Origin of the sequence: Streptomyces sp. NPDC059499 (assembly GCF_042749285.1) — a bacterium.
Taxonomy (GTDB): domain Bacteria; phylum Actinomycetota; class Actinomycetes; order Streptomycetales; family Streptomycetaceae; genus Streptomyces.
This window is the reverse complement of record NZ_JBHYTT010000001.1, coordinates 424,173-445,679: the sequence shown is the minus strand read 5'-3', so window position 1 is coordinate 445,679 and position 21,507 is coordinate 424,173. Positions and strand designations below refer to the sequence as shown.

Below are 21,507 nucleotides of genomic sequence, written 5' to 3'. Positions count from 1 at the left end.
TGACGACAGATGAAGCGGAACGCAACAGGGGAACGCCGAGCCGGGGGCACGGATGCGTGGTCCCGGAAGATCCCGGAACGCATCCGCCCGAAGCGGCGTACCTGTGACGGACCGCCGCGCACTGCCTCCCATCCGGACTTTCACCGTCGGTCCAGGAATCTCACCTGGTCAACCGGCCGCTGGATGCGGACGGGTCGCGGACTATAACCGCCGGTTCGGAATTACACCGACCCCGGAGTGCGCTGCTACTGGTACAGAACACATTCTGCCACGGCTGGACTTCGGCCATGCGGGTGCGCACTGTGGGGTGGATCACAGACAGCTACTGGGCGCCACCTGGAGCGAACAGGGCCTCCTGCGCGGCCTCGCGGGCGGCGAGCACCGCGCCCCGCAGGACTGCGCTGCCGCCCAGCTCCCCCGCCCTGACCTCTGTGGGCAGGGGCGACATGCGGGCGAGCCGTTCCTCGACCCGTGCGGCGAGCGTGTCGCCGCCGGCCCTGCCGACCTCGCCGGCCAGGACGAGGCAGCCGGGGTCGAGCACCGAGACGACGGCTGCGGCCCCGAGCGCGATCCGGTCGGCGAGCGCCGCCAGGAACGCGTCACCCTCCGGGCCGTCCGCGGCCAGCGCGGCACGGACGACGGACGCGGCGGCGAGGTACTGCTCCTGCTCCCCCTCGCCGGCGGGGCCCTGCGCCTTGATGCCGTGGTCGGCCGCCAGCTCACAGACCGCGACGGAACCGGCCAGCGAGTGGTATCCGCCGTCGCAGTTGTGTGCCGAGGGCACCCCGCCGGTGCCGGGTACCGGCAGGAATCCGATCTCGCCCGCCCCGCCGGAGGCACCGCGGCGCAGCTTCCCGTCCAGCATGACGGCGGCTCCGATGCCGTGGCCGAGCCAGAGCAGGACGAAGGTGTCGCGGTCGCGTGCGGCGCCGATGCGGTGTTCGGCGACGGCGGCCAGGTTGGTCTCGTTCTCCACGAGGACCGTCGCGGGCAGCCGCTGCTGGAGCACCTTGACCAGCCCGCGGTGCCAGGCGGGGAGCCCTGTCGTGTCGCGGAGCTCGCCGGAAACGGGATCGATGAGGCCCGGGGCCCCGATGCCGACGCTGTGGAGCGGCGCCGTTCCCGCGTCGCGGGCGGTGCGCTCCAGCAGCGCGACCGCCTGTTCCACCGCGGGCTCGGTCGCGGTGTCGCTGCCGATCGGCAGGGTGGCCTCGGCGAGCGTGACACCCAGCAGATCGGCCACGACCACGGCGACGCTGTCGGTGCGTACGTCGAGAGCGGCCAGGTGCGCGCGGTCGGCCACGATCCCGTACAGCCGGGCATTGGGACCCCGGCGGTCCGATCCGCTCTCGCCGACGACCCTGACCAGGCCGGCGTCCTGCAGTCGTTCGACCAGGTCGGCGACCGTGGGACGGGACAGTCCGGTCAGGGTCTTGAGCTGAGTGGCCGTCAGCGGGCCGTCCTGCTGGAGCAGTCGCAGGGCGAGCCGGTCGTTGATGGCCCGGGCCGTGCTGGGGGATGCGGGCATGCCGGGATCCTTCCAGATCGCTGCCGGTGGTCCGCCGCGGCGGGCTATTTATCAGGCAGGGTTCCTGATAGTTTACGTGCCGCACCGCGCCGACGGCACCCGAGTGGCCGGTCGACGAGGATTCTCCGGGGAGGGCACGGCGTATGACGATGGATCCAACGGTCCGGGTTTTCGGCATGGAGCAGGTCAGGCGGGCCAGGTACGCGGTCGCCGCGGTCTTCGCCGTGCACGGAGCGGTGACCGGCAGCTTCGCGACCCGGGTCCCCTGGATCCAGGACCATGCCTCGGTGAGCGCCGGACAGCTCGGCCTCGCCCTCGCCTTCCCGGCCATCGGCGCGTCACTGGCCATGCCGCTGGCCGGCCGGGTCAGTCACCGGTTCGGCGCACGGACGGCCCTGCGCGGGCTGCTGGCGCTCTGGACGCTGGCACTCGTCCTTCCGGCCATGGCCCCGAACCTGTTCACGCTCTGCGCGGCGCTCTTCGTGTACGGGGCGACCGCCGGGATGTCGGACGTCGCCATGAACGCGCTCGGCGTCGAGGTGGAGAACCGGCTCGACAAGTCGATCATGTCCGGGCTGCACGGGTGGTGGAGCGTGGGCGCGCTGGTCGGCTCCGCGGCCGGCACGGTCGCCGCGCACATCGGCGCCGATGCCCGGCTCCATCACACCCTGGCAGCGCTCGTGCTCACCGTGCTCGGCCTGATCGCGTGCCGGCACGTGCTCGACCTGCGCAGCGAGCCGGACGAGGAGCCGCCGCCGCGCTTCACCCTGCCGCCGAAGTCCGCGCTGGTCATCGGTGCGGTGGGCTTCTGCGCCGTGTTCGCCGAAGGGGCGAGCCTGGACTGGTCGGCGGTCTACCTCAAGGACATCATGGGCAGTTCGGCCGGGCTCGCCGCGGCGTCCACGACCGCGTTCGCCCTGATGATGGCGATCGCCCGGATCGCCGGCGACCGTGTCGTCGACCGGTTCGGCGCGGTGCGGACCGTACGGGTCGGCGGCGTCCTGGCCACCGTCGGCGGGCTGCTGGTGGTCCTGGCGCCGAACGCGGCGCTGGCGCTGTGCGGCTTCGGCCTGCTGGGGCTGGGCGTCGCGGTCGTCGTACCGCTGGCGTTCGCCGCGGCCGGGCGCAGCGGGGACAACCCGAGCCGGGCCATCGCGGGCGTCGCCACCATCACGTACACCTCGGGGCTCATCGCCCCGTCCGCGATCGGCTCCCTGGCGGAGGCGACGTCGCTGCTGGTGTCGTTCGGTCTCGTGACGGTGCTGGCATTCGGACTGGTGCTGGGCGCCGGGGTGCTGAGGGCGGGCGATCGCAAGGTGGCGGAGAGCGGCGCGCCCGACGCGGCACCCGCGCCCGCACCGTCCGGGAGCACCACCGGCACGTGACACCGCACGGCGTACGGGCCCCGCGGACGGCACGGGGTCCGTACGCCGCCGGTCAGCCGGCGATCGAGTCGAGCTGCTCGGCGGCGGGGCGCAGGGCCCACAGGTCACCGCCGGGGGGAGTCTCCAAGCGGGGAACCGCCGCCCGGGCCTGCCGGTCGCCCGCGTCCGCGGCCGCGTGCACGATGTCGCTCGCCGCGTACCGGTGGAACTCGAGCTCGGGGTGCGGCCAGGGTGCGGCCCCTGTCGCGGGGGGCAGCAGATAGCGCACGGCCCTGAACAGGCTCTGCCCCTGCGGCCCTTCGTAGTCCCAGAGGTCCACCCCGACCTGCCTGCCGATGGCGGCGAGCCGGGTGTAGGCGACCAGGTCGAAGGTCGAGTAGTGCCAGCTCCTGGTCCGTGCGAGCTCCTGGGGCTGGCTCCCGTCCTCGGCGATCTGCGGGTCGATCCGCAGGGCCCGCGCGTCCAGGACGGTTCTGCGGGCGAGTTCGCGGTCGCCGGTGGCGAGGGCCAGTCCGGCGATCTGCATGTCCTGGAAGGTGCCGTGGTTGTTCTTCGCGGCGGATTCCTGCTTGCCGAACTCCGAGTTCACCAGCCAGTCCAGGAAGTCGGTGTTCCACGCGCGCATGGCGGTCCGGTCGCCCGAGGACCAGCCGGGTGCGCCGGCGTCGAGCAGGGCGACGGCGTCGAGCACGCTGGTGTACTGCTGCGAGAAGTCGATGATCCCGATGGCCCGGCCGTCGTACTTGCAGGGGATGAACTGCCCGTGGTCGAGGTTCGGGTTCATCCGCGTCGCCGGGTCGAGGAACCAGGTGCGCAGGATGTCCCCGGCATGCTCGGCGTACTGCTCGCGGCCCGTGTAGTACCAGGCCAGGCTGAGTGCGGTGACCGAGTTGAAGACCTTGCCGACGTCGGGGCGGTCGGTGCCGGTGTCGACCTCGGGGTTGCGCTCGCCGTCACGCTGGACGTACGGGCAGCCCCAGGGGTTCTCCTCGGTGCGCGGCTGGGACGGCCACCAGTAGGGGGCCTGGCTCAGGTAGTCGTGGACATCCCCGCCGGGGGCCGGTGCGGGCTTGTCGACCACCGTCCACGGGCCCTGGCCGAGCCAGCCGTCCGCCTGCGCGGTGAGCTTCTCGACGGCCCGGCGGAGCGCCGGATCGCCTCGGTCGAGCCGCTCCTTGGTCCGCTGCATGCGCCGACCGTCGATCACCACGGTCCCGGGCGGCGCGGCGTGCGGACGGTCGCCCCGCTCACCGGCCTCGGCCGGTGAGGCGGTGGGCACGAGCGCGGCGCCCAGCGCGGTCACCGTGGCGAGCAGCACACCCAGGCGTAGACGGCGTCTTCCGTTCATCGAGCACTCCTCAACTTCAGGTATGTGAACACTGTTCATGAGAAGGACCGTGCGAGCCTAGGCGCGGCTGTTCGGGCTGACAATGCTTCGCACACGATTCACGGATGGGACCCGTCGAGCCGTCGATGCACCCCGGCACCGGGACGGGCACGGTGACCGGGGCACGGCGGAACTAACATGACGCTGATCATCTCCGCGGGTGAACACCGCACACAGAAGACAGGAGCGACCATGGGCCTCGGCGTGCGCTGGACCTTGCACGGCGACGGGAAGTCCCCCGAACCGGGGGCCGTGGTCCGCCCCGACGAACGGCTCACCTGGCCCCGGACCTTCGGACTCGGCGCCCAGCACGTGGTGGCGATGTTCGGTGCGTCGTTCGTGGCGCCCGTCCTGATGGGCCTGGACCCGAACCTCGCCATCATGATGTCCGGTGTCGCGACCGCCATCTTCCTGCTGGCGACGCGTGGCAGGGTCCCCAGCTACCTGGGCTGCTCGCTTTCCTTCGTGGGGGTCGCCGCGACGATCCGGGCCGCCGGGGGCAGCAGTGCCACCGTCACCGGCGCGGTTCTCGTGGTCGGTGCCGTGCTGTTCGTGGCGGGGCTCGCCGTGCAGCGGTTCGGCGCGCGGATCATCCACGCGGCCATGCCTCCGGTGGTGACCGGCGCCGTCGTCATGCTGATCGGTTTCAACCTCGCCCCGGTCACCGCGTCGACGTACTGGCCGCAGGACCAGTGGACGGCTCTGCTCGTCATGCTGTTCACCGGACTGGCCGTGGTCTGCCTGCGCGGCTTCCTCTCCCGTATCGCGATCTTCCTCGGGCTCGTCTTCGGCTACGTCCTGTCCTGGGTGCTCGACCGGGTCTTCGGGAGGATCCACTCACCGGCCGGCGGCGCCGAGTCCGTCGACCACTGGCGGCTGAACCTGTCCGCGGTGGGCGACGCCGACTGGGTCGGGCTCCCGTCCTTCCACGCGCCGAGCTTCGAATGGTCGGCGATCCTGGTCGCGCTGCCCGTCGTGATCGCCCTGATCGCCGAGAACGCGGGGCACGTGAAGGCCGTCGGCGAGATGACCGGTGAATCGCTCGACGACAAGCTGGGCACGGCGATCGCGGCCGACGGCGCCGCGTCGATGCTGTCCACCGCCGTGGGCGGCCCGCCGAACACCACATACTCCGAGAACATCGGCGTGATGGCCGCGACCCGCGTCTACTCCACGGCCGCCTACTGGGCCGCCGCGTGCTTCGCGCTGCTCTTCGGACTGTGCCCCAAGTTCGGGGCGGTCGTCGCCGCGATCCCCGGCGGTGTACTCGGCGGCATCACCGTCATCCTGTACGGCATGATCGGCCTCCTGGGTGCCCAGATCTGGACGAACGCCAAGGTCGATCTCCGCAATCCGCTGAATCTCGTGCCGGCCGCGGCGGGCATCATCATCGGCATCGGTGGGGTCAGCCTGAAGATCTCCGACGACTTCGAACTGAGCGGTATCGCGCTCGGCACCATCGTCGTGATCACCGGTTACCACGTGCTCCGGGCCTTCGCCCCCGCCCACCTCAGGACCCAGGCGCCCCTTCTGGACTCGGGCACCTCCTCCTACGACGAGGAATCGCCCAAGCCCTGAGGCTCAGCCGGTGGCCAGGGCGTAGGCGTAGTCCGGGGTGAAGGATCCTGCCGCGCCCTTGCAGCCGTCGGACTCCCCCGGCAGCTTCACCCACAGGTAGGCGTCGATCCGGGACTCGCCGGTCCTCGTCGTCGGGGTCCGGCCGAGGGCCCTGCCTCCCGGGTCGCACCAGTCACCGGCCTGCGGCGCCCCGTTGCCGTTGCGGCTGGTGTCGATGACCGCGCCGAGGCGGGCCGGGCCGCCGAGGGCGGCCAGTACCCGGCGGGCGTAGGCCGCTTCGTCCGCCGTGCTGTGGAAGTTCGACACGTTGGTGAAGATGCCGTCCCCGCTGGTCGCGGCTCCGGCCTCCTTGAGCGCGGCCGCCTGTTTGGCGGCGGCGTGCCAGCCCGAGTGCCCGCCGTCGAAGTAGACCCTGGCCCGCGGGTTCGCGGCGTGCAGGGTACGGCCCGCCCTGGCCAGCGACGCGAAGCGGGCTGCGCGCTGCCCCGCGGAGAGGCAGTCCGAGAGCGCGATCGCGTCCGGCTCCAGGATCACGATCACCGGCCCGCTGCCCAGCCCTTCGGCGAATTCACCCATCCACGCGTCGTACGCCGCGAGTCCCGGCGCCCCTCCTTCGGAGGCTCCGCCGCAGTCCCGGTCGGGAATCGCGTAGGGCACGAGCACGGGGGTGCGGCCCGCGGCGGCGGCGCCCGACGTCACGGCGCGGACCTGGGCGGTCACCGCTGACGGGTTGTAGGCCGCGAACCAGACCGCGGCCGGCTGCGCCGCGATCCGGGACTCGATGAGCGGACGGCGCGGATCGTCCCGGTGGCCGCGGACCCAGTCCAGGACCTGCGACTCCGAGTGGCGGTAGAGCCCGGCGGCCGTGGCGGTTCGCTGCGGTGGCTTCTTCTGCGACGGCGCCGGAGCGGCTCTCTTCACGCCCGTCCGGGAAGGACGCGGCGAGGCGGAGGGGGACACGGTGGCCGGTGAAGCGCTGGGCACCGCGGGCAGCGGTTCCAGGACCGGCGACGCGGTCGTGTCGGGACGGGCGGTCGTCCGCTCGCCCTCCCCCGCGGCTGCGGTGATCACACCGGTCGCCGTACCGACGGCGACGACGGCCGATGCGGCGAAGGCCATGACGTGCCGGCGTGCGGTACGCCTCCGCTGTCTGGTCTCGGTCCTGCGTTGTGCGCGTGCGCCCGACACTGTTCGTTCCTCTCCCCCGGCGCCCCGCGTTCGTCCGTTCCGATGAACCTCCGGCCGGTCTGCGCCGTGGCGAGCCTACGGCTGGGACGCTGCCCGCATGGCCCAGTTCGAGCAGTTCGCAGACCCGGTCGGCACCTCCTGCCCACGAGTGGACGGTGCGGTGGCCGATGTGGGCACGGTGATCGAGCGGATGCGCACGCTCCGCTCCCACTGGCCGCCGGGAGACGGCGTAGCCGTGTTCAACCAGGTCTATCTGACGGTCACGGAGGCCGTCGGCGGGCGGATCGAGGGCGGTTCCTTCCCGGACCGTGACACCGTGTCCGCCCTGGATGTGCGGTTCGCCGAGCACTATCTGACCGCTGTCGACACCGCCGCCGCGGGTGGTCGGCCGCCCGCCTGCTGGCGTCCGCTGTTCCAGCTCCGGCGCCATCCCGGCGTACGCCCGCTGCAGTTCGCACTTGCCGGTATCAATGCGCACATCGGTCACGATCTCGCGGTGGCCGTGGTGGACACCTGCCGTACGCTCGACTGCGCTCCGGCGGACCTGGAGGAGGAGTTCGACCGGGTGGGAGATCTCCTCGTGATGCTGGAGGAGCAGATCCGCGAAGAACTGATGCCGGGTCCCGATCTGCTGGAGGTCGCCGACCCACTCACGCATCTGGCGGGTTCCTGGAGCCTGGAGAGAGCCCGTGAGGCCGCGTGGTCGGCGGCGCGGATGCTGTGGCGACTGCGTGGAGTACCGCTGCTGGCCGAGGAGTTCAGGGCTCGTACGGATGCGGGAATCGGACTGGTGGGACGGATTCTGCTCACCCCGTGCCGCTGATCCGGTTCACCCGGACGGCGGGTCATACCCTGGGGTGTCCCCCGACCTCTTCCCCGCGGAGCTCATCATGTCCGATCCGGCCTCACGCCCCCGCGTGGTCGTCTCCGTACCCCCGCACCTGCGCGCCGAGTTCTTCACCTCCGAGGTCTGGCAGCAGTTGGACGCGGCGGCCGAGCTGACCGTTCTGGACGACCACCGGGACCGTACGGCGCTGGCCGCGGCCCTCCCCGGCGCACGGGCACTCATCACCTCGTGGCGCAGTCCGCGCGTCGACGCCCGGCTCCTCGACTCCGCGGACCGGTTGGAGCTCGTCGCGCACACGGGCTCGGCCGTCGCCCCGTACGTCGACGAGGAGGTGTTCCGGCGCGGCATCCGTGTCACGCAGGCGGGGCACGAGATGGCGCGGCCGGTGGCCGAGGTGGCCCTCGCCTTCACCCTGTCCCTGCTGCACCGCATCCACCGCTTCGATCATGCCCTGCACGGCGGCGCCCCGTGGGCCGAGGCCGTCCAGGCGCCCCCGTCGCACGAGATCCACGGCAGCGACATCGGGGTGATCGGCGCGTCCCGCACCGGTCGCGCGTACATCGCGATGGTGCAAGCGATGGGGGCGCGGGTCCGGGTCACCGACCCGTTCCTGTCCGACGCGGACGCGGTGGCGCTCGGGGTGGAGTCCGTGCCGCTGGAGGAGCTGCTGACGCGGAGCAGAATCGTCGCCGTGCACGCCCCGGTGACCGAGCGGACGCACCGGATGCTCGGTGCCGCCCAGCTGGCGCTGATGCCGGACGGCGCGGGCCTGGTGAACACGGCCCGGGCCTGGCTGGTCGACGAGAAGGCCCTGCTCGCGGAGCTGGCGTCGGGGCGGCTGGACGCGGCGATCGACGTGTTCGACGCGGAGCCGCTCCCGGAGGACCACCCCTTCCGCGCCCTGCCGAACGTGCTGCTGACCCCGCATCGGGCCGCGGGCAGCGTGGAGGGCAGGCAGCGTCTCGGGGCGAGCGCCGTCGGAGAGGTGCTGCGGTTGCTCGCCGGGCAGCCCCTGCTCCACACGGTGACCGCCGACGCCCTGGAACGCCTGCGCTGACGGCCGGGCCGGGGTCCGCGCCGACGGACCCCGGCCGGTGCCCGGTCTCAGTCCTCCGGAAGCTCGACCGGTGCGATCTCGTCGAAGACGTCGCCCGGGCCGGGGTTCGTCGCGTCCGTGGCGCCGCCGAACTGGGCCATCACACCCCAAACGGCGTTGAGCGCGGTCTGCACGGCGCCCTCGGCCCAGCCGGCCGTCCACGAGATGTCGTCGCCGGCCAGGAACAGGCCCCGCTTGTCCGAGGGCAGCCGGTCCTGCATGAAGTGGGTGAACAGGCGCCGCTGGTAGCGGTAGTGGCCCGGCAGGTTGGCCTTGAACGCGCCCATGAAGTAGGGCTCGTTCTCCCAGGAGACGGTGACGGGGTTGCCGATGATGTGCTTGCGGATGTCGACCTTGGGATAGATCTCGCCGAGCGACTTGAGCATGACGTCCATGCGCTCCTTCGGGGAGAGCGGCAGCCACTTCAGGCTGTCGTCGCACCACGTGTAGGAGAGGCAGATGACGGCCGGCTTGCCGGGACCGTCGTCCAGGAGGTACGTGCCCCGGGTCATCCGGTCCGTGAGCGTCATCGACATGGTGTCGCGGCCGGTCGTTTCGTCCTTGTCCAGCCAGAACGGCCGGTCGACGGGCACGAACAGTTTGGACGACTCCATGTAGTGGGTGCGCTCCATCGCCGTCCAGTGGTCGATCGGGAAGAGCGCGTCGTCGCAGGCGATCTTGGAGAGCAGCAGCCAGGACTGCCCGGTGAAGACCGCCGCCCGGTAGGAGCGGATGTCGCCGGTGGCGTCCGTGACGGTGATCCGGTTGCCCGCGGTGCGGTCCAGACGGGTCACCGCGGGGCGCGGCTGCCCGTCGTGCAGGGAGGCCAGCGACGTACCGAGCGGCCAGTGGACGATCTTGCGCGGTTCGCGGTCCCACAGGCGCAGCGGCAGCTGCTGGCTGCCCCCGACGATCCCGCGGTGGTGGTCGTCGGCCTCGGTGTAGACGACGCGGAGGATCTCCAGGATGGAGTTGGGGAAGTCGGTGTCCCAGCCGCCGGTCCCGAAGCCGACCTGGCCGAAGATCTCACGGTGCCGGAAGGACTTGAAGGCGTCCGAGGCGCAGAGGAAACCGTAGAAGGTCTGGTTGTCGAGCTTCTCGACGAGCTTCGCCCAGATCTCCCGGATGCGCGGGACATCGCGCTCGCGCATGGCGCTGTTCATGTCGGAGAAGTCGGCGCCCTCCTCCAGGCACGCGTTCCAGGCGTCCATCACATCGCGGTAGACCTGCGGCAGATCGGCGATGGTCTCGGCGTAGTGGGACTCGCCCTTGAGGTCGACGACGGTCGACGGAGTGGCCGCGGAGAGCGGGTTGGGGAACGGCTCGGTCTCCAGGCCCACCAGGTCGATGTAGTGCTGCAGCGCCGTGGACGAGGGCGGGAAGCGCATGGCGCCCATCTCGGCGGTCAGCGAGGGGTCGCAGCCCTCGAAGCCGACCGTACGCAGCCGGCCACCGATCTGGTCCGCCTCGTAGACGACGGGCCGCAGCCCCATCTTCATCAGTTCGTACGCGGCGATGATGCCGGAGAGGCCACCGCCGATGACGGCGACCTCGGACCCGTGCTCGGTCGCCGGTATCTGGCCGATGCCCGCCGGGTGCGCGAGGAAGTCGTCGTACGCGTAGGGGAAGTCCGGACCGAACATGGTGATCGGCGGCTGCGCGTCGGTGTGCTGGACGGCGTTGGGCACCGTGGACGTCATGGGGTACGGACTCCTTGCACAGGTGAGAAGGGGGACGAGGAGGGAGGGCGGCGCGGGTCAGACGAGGGAGTCGTACAGACCGGGACGGCGGTCCTTCAGATACGGGTTGGCCGCACGCGAGGCGTCGAGGAACCCGGGGTCCACCTCACCGACGACGAGCTCCTCACCGCGGCCGGCGCGGGTCCGCACGGTGCCGTCGGGACCTGCCAGACAGCTCAGCCCGACGAACTCGAACTCGCCCTCCGGACCGGTCCTGTTGACGTACGCGACGTACATCTGGCTCTCGAAGGCACGGACCGGGACCACCGACTCGGCGACGAACTGGAAGGGGTGCATCTGCGCGGTCGGCACCAGCAGCAGACCGGTCCCCGCCAGAGCGTGCGCCCGGACGTTCTCCGGGAACTCGACGTCGTAGCAGATCAGCACGCCGATCCGGACGCCGTCGAGGTCCGCCTGCACCACGGCCTGCTCGCCGGGGGTGAACCACTTCTGCTCGAAGCTGCCGAACAGGTGGGTCTTGCGGTAGTTCGCGAGGGCGCTGCCGTCCGGGCCGATGAGCTGCGCCGCGTTGAAGATCAGCTCGCCGGCGCGCTCCGGGTAGCCGTACAGGACGGCGATGCCGTGCCGCGCGCAGAGCTCGGCGACCGCGCGTGCCCCCGGTCCGTCCGCGGGTTCGGCGAGCGTGGGGACGGCGTCGCCGACGGCGTATCCGGTGAGGAAGAGTTCCGGGCACACGAGCAGTCGGGCACCGGCTTCGGCGGCGCGTCCTGCGGCCTCGTCGAGCACCTTGATGTTCTCGTCCACGGAGCCGGGTCGTCCGGAGCTCTGGAGCAGGGCGGTACGCAGCGGCGGCATGGCTGACCTCGGGCGGTGCGGGCGGAGTACGGGGAGACGTATTGAAGGTACGGGGCGCCGATCGGGCCGGACAAGGCGCGAATGTTGCGCACCCACCATCGATTCATTGCGTCGGACGGGGCTGCTGCGGCGATTCGTTGCGTACGGCGTCCACGCAGGTCAGAAGGGTGATTTCGGTCTCGTACGCGCGGGGGCGGGGCCCCCGCGCGGCCTCAGGCGGGAGAGCCCGAGGCGTACCGCCGCAGCAGCGGGGAGAGGACGAGCACCGACTTGGTGCGCTCCACGTACGGCTCGCCCGCGATGCGCTCGAGCACCTGCTCGAAGTGCCGCATGTCGGCGGCGAAGACCTGCACGATCGCGTCGGCGTCCCCCGTGACGGTGGACGCGGACGCGATCTCCGGATAGCGGGCGAGGCCCTGCTTGATCGCTTCCGGTGCGGTGTTGCGGCTGCAGTAGATCTCGATGAAGCCCTCGGTGTGCCAGCCGAGCGCCGCCGGGTCCACCCGCACGGTGAAGCCGGTGATGGCGCCCTCGGCACGCAGCCGGTCCACGCGGCGTTTCACGGCGGGGGCGGACAGTCCGATGATCGCGCCGATGTCGGCGTAACTGCGCCGGGCGTCTTCGGCAAGGGCGTGGACGATGCGTTCGTCGAGGTCGTTCAGGCGCACTTCAGAGGGATCACTTCTCTGCGACGGACGGATTCGGGGGCGGCACGGGCCGCCCCCGAAGTAGACCATGCGCGCCCGGGCGGGGCGCGTTCACCGCAGAGGGCGGCCGGTCAGAAGGGGAACTGCGAGCGGCCGTGCTGCACCGAGATCCACTTCTGGGTGGTGAACGCCTCGATCGTCGAGTCGCCGTTCAGCCGCCCCAGGCCCGAGGCCTTCTCGCCGCCGAAGGGGACGATGGGCTCGTCGTGGACCGTGCCGTCGTTGATGTGGATCATGCCGGTGCGGATGCGCTGCCCCACTCGTACGCCGCGTTCGATGTTTCCCGTGTGCACCGCGCCGCTCAGCCCGTACGGGGTGTCGTTGGCGATCCGGACGGCCTCGTCCTCGCCGTCGAAGGGCACGAGGAGGGCGACGGGCCCGAAGATCTCCTGCTGCAGGACGGGGGAATCGGCGGCTATCGCGGTCAGTACGGAGGGGCTCACCAGGTTGCCCTCGGCCCGGCCGTGCAGCAGGGCCGTCGCGCCGGCCTCCACGGTCTGGTCGACGATCTTGGTCACCGCTTCGGCCTGCGAGGAATTGATCAGCGGGCCGATCTGGGTCGAGGGGTCGGCCGGGTCCCCGACGCGCAGGGAGGCGACCTTGGCGACGAACTTCTCGGTGAACTCCTTCTCGACGGCGCGGTCGATCAGGATCCGGTTGGCCGCCATGCAGACCTGGCCCTGGTGCACGTACCGGCTGAAGACGGCCGCGTCGACGGCGTAGTCCACATCGGCGTCGTCCAGGACGATCAGCGCGCTGTTGCCGCCGAGTTCGAGTACGGACTGCTTGAAGTTGGCCGCGCACACCGTCGCGACGTGGCGGCCCACCTTGTCGGAACCGGTGAAGGAGATGAGCCTCGGGACGGGGTGCTCGAGCAGCGCGTCGCCGATCTCGGCGATGTCGGTGACCACGACGTTCAGCAGCCCGGCGGGCAGACCGGCGTCCTCGAACACCTTGGCCAGGAGCGTGCCACCGCAGATCGGCGTGTTCTGGTGGGGCTTGAGGACCACGGCGTTGCCGAGGGCCAGGGCGGGCGCGACCGACTTGAGCGACAGCAGGAAGGGGAAGTTGAAGGGGCTGATGACGCCCACGACGCCGACGGGCACGCGGTAGACACGGTTCTCCTTGCCCTCGGTCGGCGAGGGGAGGATCTGTCCGGACGGGCGCAGCGCGAGCTGGACGGCCTCGCGCAGGAACTCCTTGGCGAGGTGCAGTTCGAACGCGGCCTTCAGCCGGGTGCCGCCGAGCTCCGCGACGATCGCATCGGCGATCTCGGGCTCGCGCTCCTCGACGATCCGCAGTGCCTTCTCCAGGACCGCCCGGCGGGTGTACGGGTTGGTGTCCGCCCATTCCTGCTGGGCCCGCTCGGCCGCGCGGTAGGCCTGGTCGACCTCGGCCGCCGTGGCGACGGTGATGGCCGCGAGCTTGTCACCGTTGTACGGGTTGAAGTCGATGATGTCCCAGGACCCCTTCCCCGGCCTCCACTCGCCGTCGATGTACTGGTGGGCCAGGTCAGTGAAGAAGGACATGAGATCCCTTACCGCAGAGAGGCGGGCAGCTGATTGCGACTCATATTACTTACAATTCAACAGAGTTGAAGATGGTCAATAATGCCCGACAGTCGACTAGAAGCGGTCCTATTCAGTCACGTAACGACGCCTGAACGCACTGGTGCCCCTCCCGGTACGAACACCCGGGAGGGGCACCAGTGATGCGTGGACCGCTCGGTCAACTCCAGCTGGCGTGCAGCGGCTTGCCCTCCGCGTAGCCGGCGGCGCTCTGCACACCCACGATGGCCTTCTCGGCGAACTCCTCGAGCGAGGCCGCACCCGCGTAGGTGCAGGACGAGCGGACGCCGGCGATGATCGAGTCGATCAGGTCCTCCACACCGGGGCGCGCCGGGTCCAGGAACATCCGCGAGGTGGAGATGCCCTCCTCGAACAGGCTCTTGCGAGCCCGGCCGTAGGCGGACTCCTCCGACGTGCGGTTCTTCACCGCGCGTGCGGAGGCCATCCCGAAGGACTCCTTGTAGTAACGGCCGTCCGCGGACTGCTGGAGGTCACCGGGCGACTCGTACGTGCCGGCGAACCAGGATCCGATCATCACGTTGGACGCACCGGCGGCGAGCGCCATGGCGACGTCGCGCGGGTGGCGGACGCCTCCGTCCGCCCAGACGTGCTTGCCGTGCTTGCGGGCCTCGGCCGCGCACTCGAGCACGGCGGAGAACTGGGGCCTGCCCACACCGGTCATCATCCGGGTGGTGCACATGGCGCCGGGGCCGACCCCGACCTTGATGATGTCCGCGCCGGCCTCGATCAGGTCGCGCACGCCTTCGGCGGCGACGACGTTGCCCGCCACGATCGGCACGCGCGGGTCGAGCGCCCGCACCGCCGCGACCGCGCTGATCATGGACTCCTGGTGGCCGTGCGCGGTGTCGACGACGAGCGTGTCGACGCCCGCGTCGAGGAGCTGCTTGGCCTTGCCCGCGACATCGCCGTTGATTCCGACGGCCGCGGCGATGCGCAGCCTGCCCTCGGAGTCCGTCGCCGGGGTGTACAGCGTCGCGCGCAGCGCGGCCTTGCGGGTGAGGATGCCGACGAGCCTGCCGTCCGCGTCGACCGCGGGGGCGAGCTTGCGGTTGGCGCCGTCGAGCTTGCCGAAGGCGTCGCGCGGGTCGATGTCCGCGTCGAGCAGCACCAGGTCCTTGGACATGACCTCGGACAGCTGCGTGAAGCGGTCGACACCGGTCAGGTCGTGGTCGGTGACGACACCGACCGGCCTGCGCTCCGCGTCGACGACGACGCCCGCTCCGTGGGCCCGCTTGTGCAGCAGGGACAGGGCGTCGGCAACGGTCTGGCCGGGAGACAGCTCGATCGGGGTGTCGAGCACGAGGTGGCGCGTCTTGACCCAGCTGATGACATCGGTGACCACCTCGATCGGGATGTCCTGGGGGATGACGACCAGCCCACCGCGGCGGGCGATCGTCTCCGCCATCCGGCGCCCCGCGATCGCGGTCATGTTCGCGACGACGAGCGGGATGGTGGTGCCGGTGCCGTCGGGCGAGGAGAGGTCCACGGCCTGCCGGGAACCGACCGCCGAGCGGCCGGGGACCATGAAGACATCGTCGTACGTGAGGTCGTAGGGGACCGAGGGGGACGCCGTGTAGCGACCGGTGCCGGGCTCAAGAAAACGCATAACACTCATTTTTTCATACGAAACGGTGCAGGTCGTTTCCACGAAGACACAGCAATGGACCCCCGCGTTCGTGAGTTCCTCCAAAGAGGTGCTCCGGGGGGCCGGGCAAGTGGAACCTGCCTTACTCGCAGACCCTACCCGAAGGCCTTCCAACCATTCGTGATCACGATCCCTGGACCGGGTGACAGGGGGTCAGGTAGCTTCAAATCCGCAGGTCTCGGGGGTGACCGCGACACCGTGCACGAGAGCGCGGGGAAACTCGTCACGTCTGTGGCCGGAGAGGATGCGGATCCGTCTGTGGAGAGCGAACTGCCCGACATCTACTGCCCGTTCCCTGAGCGGACGAACCCGCATGTAGGGCACACCCGCGAACATATCGCCGCGTGGACGCGCCGCACCGGTCTGGTGCACCGGGAGTCCGCGAGACGCCGGTTCGAGCAGGCCGACTTCGGCGCGTTCGTCGGCATGGTCTACCCGACGGCGGGCAGCGAGCACCTCGACCTGGTCGCCGACTGGTTCGTCTGGCTCTTCCTCGTCGACGACCAGCTGGACGACGGCCATCTGGGCCGCAGCCCCGAACGGGTACGTGACGTCGTGGCACGGATGCGTTCCGTGGTGGAGGGAACGGCTCCCGGCCCGCTGCCGGGCGAGGAGCCGCCCGCCGCCGTCGTCGCCCTGGCCGATCTGTGGGAACGTACGATTCCGCAGGCGGCCCCGCACTGGCGCACGCGTTTCGCCTGGCACCTCATGACGTACCTGATGACCGCCACCACCTGGGAGGCGGGGAACCGGGCCGACGGCGTCGTGCCGGCCGAGGAGACCTACGTGGCCCAGCGCCGGCACACGGGGGCGATCCATGTGTGCATGGACCTGATAGAGATCGTGGCGGGCATCGAGGCGCCCGAGTCGGTCCACAACGACCCCCGGTTCATCACTGCCCTGGAAGCCTCCTGCAACGTCGTGTGCTGGGCGAACGACGTGTACTCCTTCGAGAAGGAGCAGGTGCTCGGCGAGATCCACAATCTCGTCCATCTGGTACGCCACCACCGGGGCTACGGGGAACAGCAGGCCCTCGACCACGTGGGCGCCGAGATAGCCACCGAGACCGAGCGCTTCCTCACGGCCGAGGACGAGCTGCTCGACATGTATCCGCAGCTGTCCGGGCTGCTCGTCCCCTATCTCGACGGGATGAGGAGCTGGATGCGCGGCAATCTGGACTGGTCCCGGCGGACCCCCCGCTACAACCCGGCGGACGTCAGCCAGTACGCGGAACCCGCGGAGTACCTGGAGGAGACCGTCCTCGGCGTGGCCGTGGACCCGGCGGGATCGAGCGCGTCCGACGGGCAGCGGAGCCGGTAGACGACGGAGGCCGGGCACCTGTGCGGTGCCCGGCCTCCGTCGTGTTCCGTGGCCGTCAGTCGTCGGGGTCGGCGCGCTCCAGGGCGGGGCGCTGTCCGGCGGCGGACTCCGTCAGCAGGTAGTCGGCCGCGGCCGTGTCCGTCACCAGGCTGGTGACCAGGCCCGAGCGGAGCACCGCGCCGATCGCCGCCGCCTTGCGCTGACCGCCGGCGATGGCGACCACCTCGGGGATCCGGCGCAGCCGGTCCGCCTCCACGGTGATGCACCGCTCGCCCAGGTCCCGGCCGACGCGCCGTCCGTCGGAGTCGAAGAGGTGCGCGGACATCTCGGCCGCGACACCGAGCGAGGCGTAGTGCGCCCGCTCCTCGTCCGAGAGCATGTCGTGGACGGTGGAGATGCCCGGCTCCCAGGAACCGATGGAGACCGCGGCGACCGTCACCTTGTCGAAGTACTCGAAGGCGCGGGCGATACCCGTCTGGTGGCGCAGGGCCGCCGCCGTCGCCGGATCGGGCAGGAGCATCGGCGCGTAGATCGGATGCGCCTCGCCGCCGGACACCTGGGCCGCGCGGCGGACCGCCTCGACCGATCCGCGCTCGGCCGTCCCCGCGTCGTAGACCCCGGTCAGCTGCACGACCGTGCAGGGCGGCAGCCGGTCGAGCGCCGCGGCCATGTGGATCGTGGAGCGGCCCCAGGCCAGGCCCAGCACATCGCCCTCGTTCACCAGCTCGCCGAGCAGTTCGGCCGCGACCTCGCCCAGGTTCTCCGGGTCGGCTGCGTCGTCCTGCTCGTCCGCCGGGGACTCGACGACGACCGCGTGGCGCAACCCGTAGCGGGCCCGGAGCGCGTCGGAGCGCTCCGCGTCCAGCTCGGCCGGTACCCGGATCTCGATCCGTACGAGATCACGCTCGAGGGCCGTCTCCAGAACCCGGGCCACCTTGAAGCGGCTGACGCCGAACTCCTCGGCGATCTGGATCTTCGACTTTCCCTCGAGGTAGAACCGACGGGCCATGGCCGCCGCCTGAACCAGCTCCGCGGGTCCCATCCGCATGGCTGACCGACCCGCCGAGATGCCAGACACCGCGATCTCCTCACTGCTGTTCACACGCCCGATACACCGTCATCCTGTCAGATCCGGCGATCCTTGATCCGGCCCGTCGGGCCGCGTTCATCTGCCCTTTGTTCAGTGGCCGCACGCCCAGGGCGCCGCGGCAGTGGCTGCGTCCGCCTGCTCACGCAGGGCACGTACGGCCTGGGCCGGGTCCTGCGCCCCGTAGACCGCGGATCCGGCGACGAAGACATCGGCTCCGGCCTCCGCGCAGCGCTCGATGGTGGTGGCGGAGACGCCGCCGTCGACCTGGAGCCAGAGCTCGAGGCCGTGCTTGGAGATCAGGTCCCGGGTGCGCCGGATCTTCGGCAGCATGATGTCCAGGAAGGACTGGCCCCCGAAGCCCGGCTCCACCGTCATGATCAGCAGCATGTCGAGCTCGGGGAGCAGGTCCTCGTACGGCTCGATCGGGGTCGCGGGCTTGAGTGCCATCGAGGCGCGCGCCCCCTTGGCCCTGATCTCCCGCGCCAGCCGTACGGGCGCCGCCGCCGCCTCCGCGTGGAAGGTGACGGAGCCTGCGCCCGCCTCGACGTACTGCGGTGCCCAGCGGTCCGCGTCCTCGATCATCAGATGGCAGTCCAGCGGAGTGTCCGTGGCCTTGCTCAGCGCCTCCACGATCGGCACGCCGAGCGTCAGGTTGGGCACAAAGTGGTTGTCCATCACATCGACATGGAGCCAGTCGGCGCCTTCGACGGCCTTCGCCTCGTCGGCGAGTCGCGCGAAGTCGGCGGACAGGATGCTGGGGTTGATCTGGGCCATGCACCAAGCCTGCCATGTTCCGCGCCACTTCCCCGCCTCGGTGCCCCCCAAAGCCTCACGGGATCATTACGGTTCGCACAATCCCGGCTTTTCGCCCGGCCTACGGGCCAGGGGTCACCCCGTACGTCGCAGCAGCGCCAGATACATCGCGTCCGTGCCGTGCAGATGCGGCCACAACTGGACGTCGGGACCGTCGCCCAGCGCCGGTACTCCCGGCATCAGGGGGCGGGCATCCACCCACTCCGCCTCGACCGGCGCTCCGCCGCGCCCCTTGAGCACGTCCTCGACGACGATCCGGGTCTCGGCCAGATGCGGCGAGCAGGTCGCGTAGCCGACGACCCCGCCGATCCGGACGGCCTTCAACGCCTCGCGCAGCAGGCCCCGTTGGAGCGGCGCGAAGCTCTCCAGGTCCTCCGCGCGGCGACGCCACCGGGATTCCGGGCGGCGGCGCAGCGCCCCGAGGCCCGAGCACGGTACGTCCATCAGGATCCGGTCGAAGGTGCCCGGCTGCCAGGGCGGCCGGGTGCCGTCCGCGGTGACCACCTGGTACGGGCCCGGGTTGCCGGCCAGTGCCCGCTCGACGAGCCGGGCGCGGTGCGGCTGCTTCTCGGCGGCGAGCAGTGCCGCGCCGCGTCCGGCAGCGAGTGCGGCCAGCAGGGCCGCCTTGCCGCCGGGTCCGGCGCAGCCGTCGAGCCACCGTGTGTCACTGCCCTCCACGGGCGCGTTGGCGAGGGCGGTGGCGACGAGCTGGCTGCCCTCGTCCTGCACACCCGCGCTGCCGTCCTGGACCGCGGTCAGCGCGCCGGGCTCGCCGCCCTCGGCCATCCGTACGGCGTAGGGGGACCAGCGGCCCGGGAGTCCGCTCTCCTCGCCCAGGGCGGCCAGCAGCTCGTCGGTGGTGGAGCGGCCGGGGCGGGCGACGAGCGTCACCTCGGGGCGTTCGTTGTCGGCTTCGAGGAGGTCCTCGATCCCGGCGCGGCCACCGCCCAGGGCGTCCCACAGCGCGGAGACGATCCACCGCGGATGGGAGTGGACGACCGAGAGGTGCTGCTCGGCATCCTCGTCGTACGACGGCGCGACGCGCTCCACCCAGGTGTCGAGGTCGTGCGCCGAGACCTTGCGCAGCACGGCGTTGACGAACTTGGCACGCCCTTCACCCAGCACGACGCGGGCCAGCTCCACGCTGGCGGAAACGGCCGCGTGGGTCGGGATGCGGGTGCCGAGCAGCTGGTGCACGCCCATGTTGAGCACGTCCAGCACGGGCGGGTCGACCTCGCGCAGCGGCCGGTCGATGCAGGCGGCGACGATCGCGTCGTACGTGCCCTGGCGGCGCAGGGTCCCGTAGACCAGCTCGGTCGCGAGCGCGGCGTCCCGTCCGTCGAAGTCGCCCTTGGCGCGTGCCTTCTTCAGCAGCGGGGGCAGGACGAGGTTGGCGTACGCGTCGCGTTCGTCGACGGCCCTGAGCGCTTCGAAGGCGAGGAACCGGACCGGGTCCTTCTGCGGGCGGCGGTGCGGCTTGGCGGGACGGCGACGCTGCTGGTCGTTCACGTGAAAGGTGCTCCGCTGATGGTGAGAGTGGCGAACCCACCCAGCGTACGTCGCCGCCCGGGCACCGGGCGCGGGCGGCGGCGCAGGCCCCGGGAGGCGCGGGCGGGTGCCCGGGCCCCGGGGACGCGGGCGGCGTCCGTCGTCAGAGTCCCAGGAGCTCGCCCGGGACGATGCGCACACCGCGCGCCCAGTCGGCGGCCTTCATCGGCTTCTTGCCCTGGGGCTGGACCCAGAGGAGCTCCACGGCGTGCGACCCGGTGCCCACGTACACGTTGTTCTTGCCCACGGACAGCTCGCCCGGCGCCAGGTCGGCGCGGTCCAGGACGGGCGCCGCCTGGACCAGCTTGAGCCGCTCGCCCCTGAAGAGGGTCCACGCGCCGGGGGCCGGGGTGCAGCCGCGCACGATCCGGTCGACCCGCAGTGCGGGTGCGGACCACTGCACCTGGGCGTCCTCGACGGTGAGCTTGGGCGCGAGGGTGATGCCCTCGGCGGGCTGCGGTACGGCGTGCAGGGTGCCGTCCTCGATGCCGTCCATGGTCGCGGCGAGCAGCCCTGCGCCGGCGAAGGCCAGCCGGGTGAGCAGGTCACCGCTGGTGTCCGTGGGCCGCACCTCCTCGGTCAGGACGCCGTACACCGGTCCGGAGTCCAGGCCCTCCTCGATCAGGAAGGTCGACGCGCCGGTCACCTCGTCACCGGCCATCACCGCGTGCTGCACCGGTGCGGCGCCCCGCCAGGCCGGCAGGAGCGAGAAGTGCAGATTGACCCAGCCGCGGGCGGGCACGTCGAGGGCCGTCCTGGGCAGCAGCGCACCGTAGGCCACCACGGGGCAGCAGTCCGGGGCGATCTCCCGCAGCCGCGCCAGGAATGCCTCGTCGCGCGGGCGCACCGGCTTGAGCACCTCGATCCCCGCTTCCTCGGCGCGCTCGGCCACCGGGCTGGCGACGAGGCGGCGGCCCCGCCCGGCGGGTGCGTCGGGACGGGTGACGACGGCGGCCACCTCATGGCGGCCGGAGGCGATCAGGGCGTCCAGGGCGGGGACAGCAACCTCGGGGGTGCCTGCGAAGACGAGCTTCATGGGTGGCGGACTGCCTCTCGGGCCGAAACGTACGGTGTGGCGAGCAGCACACCAGTCTAGGGGCTGTCCCGTCGTCCCCGACGGGCGCACACCCGGGACGACGGGGCGGCCCCCGGACCCGGCCACCGGGGGGCGTACGCACGCCCGTGCGCCCCGCGCATATGCGCATACGCCCCTGATGCGTGACCACATGGC

General features: G+C 71.3%; 17 protein-coding genes and 1 riboswitch. Of the genes, 5 read left to right on the top strand and 12 right to left on the bottom strand.

The window, feature by feature from the left end:
• Nucleotides 1–114: 114 nt before the first annotated feature.
• Nucleotides 115–245, bottom strand: a riboswitch (FMN riboswitch).
• Between the two features lie 77 nt (nt 246–322).
• A complete protein-coding gene (locus tag ACFW9O_RS02030) occupies nt 323–1,528 on the bottom strand; it encodes an ROK family transcriptional regulator (RefSeq protein WP_384603964.1) in 1,206 nt (401 codons plus the stop codon).
• Between the two features lie 143 nt (nt 1,529–1,671).
• Here ACFW9O_RS02030 and ACFW9O_RS02025 point away from each other — a divergent pair, with 143 nt between their 5' ends.
• Nucleotides 1,672–2,913: an MFS transporter gene (locus ACFW9O_RS02025; protein WP_384603961.1), complete on the top strand. Its 1,242-nt coding sequence runs from the start codon at nt 1,672–1,674 to the stop codon at nt 2,911–2,913.
• 52 nt (nt 2,914–2,965) lie between these two features.
• Here the strand turns inward: ACFW9O_RS02025 and ACFW9O_RS02020 are convergent, their stop codons facing one another.
• Nucleotides 2,966–4,261: an alginate lyase family protein gene (locus tag ACFW9O_RS02020; protein WP_384603958.1), complete on the bottom strand. Its 1,296-nt coding sequence runs from the start codon at nt 4,259–4,261 to the stop codon at nt 2,966–2,968.
• Between the two features lie 231 nt (nt 4,262–4,492).
• Between ACFW9O_RS02020 and ACFW9O_RS02015 the strand changes: the two genes are divergently transcribed.
• Entirely contained in the window at nt 4,493–5,878 is a 1,386-nt protein-coding gene (locus tag ACFW9O_RS02015) for a uracil-xanthine permease family protein (RefSeq protein ID WP_384605221.1), read from the top strand.
• Nucleotides 5,879–5,881: 3 nt separating this feature from the next.
• On the opposite strand, the gene ACFW9O_RS02010 is transcribed toward ACFW9O_RS02015, so the two are convergent.
• Entirely contained in the window at nt 5,882–6,997 is a 1,116-nt protein-coding gene (locus ACFW9O_RS02010) for a glycoside hydrolase family 6 protein (protein ID WP_384603955.1), read from the bottom strand.
• 166 nt (nt 6,998–7,163) lie between these two features.
• On the opposite strand from ACFW9O_RS02010, the gene ACFW9O_RS02005 reads away from it, so the two are divergent.
• Both ACFW9O_RS02005 and ACFW9O_RS02000 read left to right on the top strand, forming a co-directional pair.
• Nucleotides 7,164–7,889, top strand: coding sequence for a DUF5995 family protein (locus ACFW9O_RS02005; RefSeq protein WP_384603952.1), 726 nt, complete (start codon nt 7,164–7,166; stop codon nt 7,887–7,889).
• A 67-nt stretch (nt 7,890–7,956) separates the two neighbouring features.
• On the top strand, nt 7,957–8,970 hold the full coding sequence (locus ACFW9O_RS02000) for a hydroxyacid dehydrogenase (RefSeq protein WP_384603949.1): 1,014 nt from the start codon (nt 7,957–7,959) through the stop codon (nt 8,968–8,970).
• 47 nt (nt 8,971–9,017) lie between these two features.
• On the opposite strand, the gene ACFW9O_RS01995 is transcribed toward ACFW9O_RS02000, so the two are convergent.
• From ACFW9O_RS01995 to ACFW9O_RS01975, 5 genes are all read right to left on the bottom strand, one after another.
• Nucleotides 9,018–10,709, bottom strand: a complete 1,692-nt coding sequence (locus tag ACFW9O_RS01995) for an NAD(P)/FAD-dependent oxidoreductase (RefSeq protein ID WP_351176130.1) — start codon at nt 10,707–10,709, stop codon at nt 9,018–9,020.
• A 57-nt stretch (nt 10,710–10,766) separates the two neighbouring features.
• A complete protein-coding gene (locus ACFW9O_RS01990) occupies nt 10,767–11,564 on the bottom strand; it encodes a carbon-nitrogen hydrolase family protein (RefSeq protein WP_384603946.1) in 798 nt (265 codons plus the stop codon).
• Nucleotides 11,565–11,776: 212 nt separating this feature from the next.
• Nucleotides 11,777–12,232 (bottom strand): Lrp/AsnC family transcriptional regulator, encoded by a 456-nt coding sequence (locus ACFW9O_RS01985; RefSeq protein ID WP_329212983.1) that lies wholly within the window; start codon nt 12,230–12,232, stop codon nt 11,777–11,779.
• A 110-nt stretch (nt 12,233–12,342) separates the two neighbouring features.
• Nucleotides 12,343–13,800: an aldehyde dehydrogenase family protein gene (locus ACFW9O_RS01980; protein WP_351176126.1), complete on the bottom strand. Its 1,458-nt coding sequence runs from the start codon at nt 13,798–13,800 to the stop codon at nt 12,343–12,345.
• Between the two features lie 199 nt (nt 13,801–13,999).
• Entirely contained in the window at nt 14,000–15,466 is a 1,467-nt protein-coding gene (locus ACFW9O_RS01975) for a GuaB1 family IMP dehydrogenase-related protein (RefSeq protein ID WP_384603942.1), read from the bottom strand.
• A gap of 297 nt (nt 15,467–15,763) precedes the next feature.
• On the opposite strand from ACFW9O_RS01975, the gene ACFW9O_RS01970 reads away from it, so the two are divergent.
• Nucleotides 15,764–16,825: a terpene cyclase gene (locus ACFW9O_RS01970; protein ID WP_384603939.1), complete on the top strand. Its 1,062-nt coding sequence runs from the start codon at nt 15,764–15,766 to the stop codon at nt 16,823–16,825.
• A gap of 55 nt (nt 16,826–16,880) precedes the next feature.
• Here the strand turns inward: ACFW9O_RS01970 and ACFW9O_RS01965 are convergent, their stop codons facing one another.
• The 4 genes from ACFW9O_RS01965 to fmt form a co-directional block, all read right to left on the bottom strand.
• Nucleotides 16,881–17,867 (bottom strand): sugar-binding domain-containing protein, encoded by a 987-nt coding sequence (locus ACFW9O_RS01965; protein WP_329215455.1) that lies wholly within the window; start codon nt 17,865–17,867, stop codon nt 16,881–16,883.
• Between the two features lie 138 nt (nt 17,868–18,005).
• Complete coding sequence (rpe, locus tag ACFW9O_RS01960) at nt 18,006–18,689, bottom strand: ribulose-phosphate 3-epimerase (protein ID WP_351172613.1); 684 nt, start codon at nt 18,687–18,689, stop codon at nt 18,006–18,008.
• A 114-nt stretch (nt 18,690–18,803) separates the two neighbouring features.
• A complete protein-coding gene (locus ACFW9O_RS01955) occupies nt 18,804–20,237 on the bottom strand; it encodes a transcription antitermination factor NusB (RefSeq protein WP_351172610.1) in 1,434 nt (477 codons plus the stop codon).
• Between the two features lie 142 nt (nt 20,238–20,379).
• The gene (fmt, locus tag ACFW9O_RS01950; protein WP_351172607.1) at nt 20,380–21,312 is read right to left on the bottom strand and encodes a methionyl-tRNA formyltransferase; all 933 of its coding nucleotides are present in this window, start codon (nt 21,310–21,312) and stop codon (nt 20,380–20,382) included.
• Between the last annotated feature and the right edge of the window lie 195 nt (nt 21,313–21,507).

Coding starts and splice junctions, on each gene's coding strand:
- ACFW9O_RS01975 (WP_384603942.1), bottom strand. CDS start 15,466: ATGCGTTTTCTTGAGCCCGGCACCGGTCGCTACACGGCGTCCCCCTCG.
- ACFW9O_RS02020 (WP_384603958.1), bottom strand. CDS start 4,261: ATGAACGGAAGACGCCGTCTACGCCTGGGTGTGCTGCTCGCCACGGTG.
- fmt (WP_351172607.1), bottom strand. CDS start 21,312: ATGAAGCTCGTCTTCGCAGGCACCCCCGAGGTTGCTGTCCCCGCCCTG.
- ACFW9O_RS01995 (WP_351176130.1), bottom strand. CDS start 10,709: ATGACGTCCACGGTGCCCAACGCCGTCCAGCACACCGACGCGCAGCCG.
- ACFW9O_RS02000 (WP_384603949.1), top strand. CDS start 7,957: ATGTCCGATCCGGCCTCACGCCCCCGCGTGGTCGTCTCCGTACCCCCG.
- ACFW9O_RS02010 (WP_384603955.1), bottom strand. CDS start 6,997: ATGGCCTTCGCCGCATCGGCCGTCGTCGCCGTCGGTACGGCGACCGGT.
- ACFW9O_RS02005 (WP_384603952.1), top strand. CDS start 7,164: ATGGCCCAGTTCGAGCAGTTCGCAGACCCGGTCGGCACCTCCTGCCCA.
- ACFW9O_RS02030 (WP_384603964.1), bottom strand. CDS start 1,528: ATGCCCGCATCCCCCAGCACGGCCCGGGCCATCAACGACCGGCTCGCC.
- ACFW9O_RS02015 (WP_384605221.1), top strand. CDS start 4,493: ATGGGCCTCGGCGTGCGCTGGACCTTGCACGGCGACGGGAAGTCCCCC.
- rpe (WP_351172613.1), bottom strand. CDS start 18,689: ATGGCCCAGATCAACCCCAGCATCCTGTCCGCCGACTTCGCGCGACTC.
- ACFW9O_RS02025 (WP_384603961.1), top strand. CDS start 1,672: ATGACGATGGATCCAACGGTCCGGGTTTTCGGCATGGAGCAGGTCAGG.
- ACFW9O_RS01990 (WP_384603946.1), bottom strand. CDS start 11,564: ATGCCGCCGCTGCGTACCGCCCTGCTCCAGAGCTCCGGACGACCCGGC.
- ACFW9O_RS01980 (WP_351176126.1), bottom strand. CDS start 13,800: ATGTCCTTCTTCACTGACCTGGCCCACCAGTACATCGACGGCGAGTGG.
- ACFW9O_RS01965 (WP_329215455.1), bottom strand. CDS start 17,867: ATGGGACCCGCGGAGCTGGTTCAGGCGGCGGCCATGGCCCGTCGGTTC.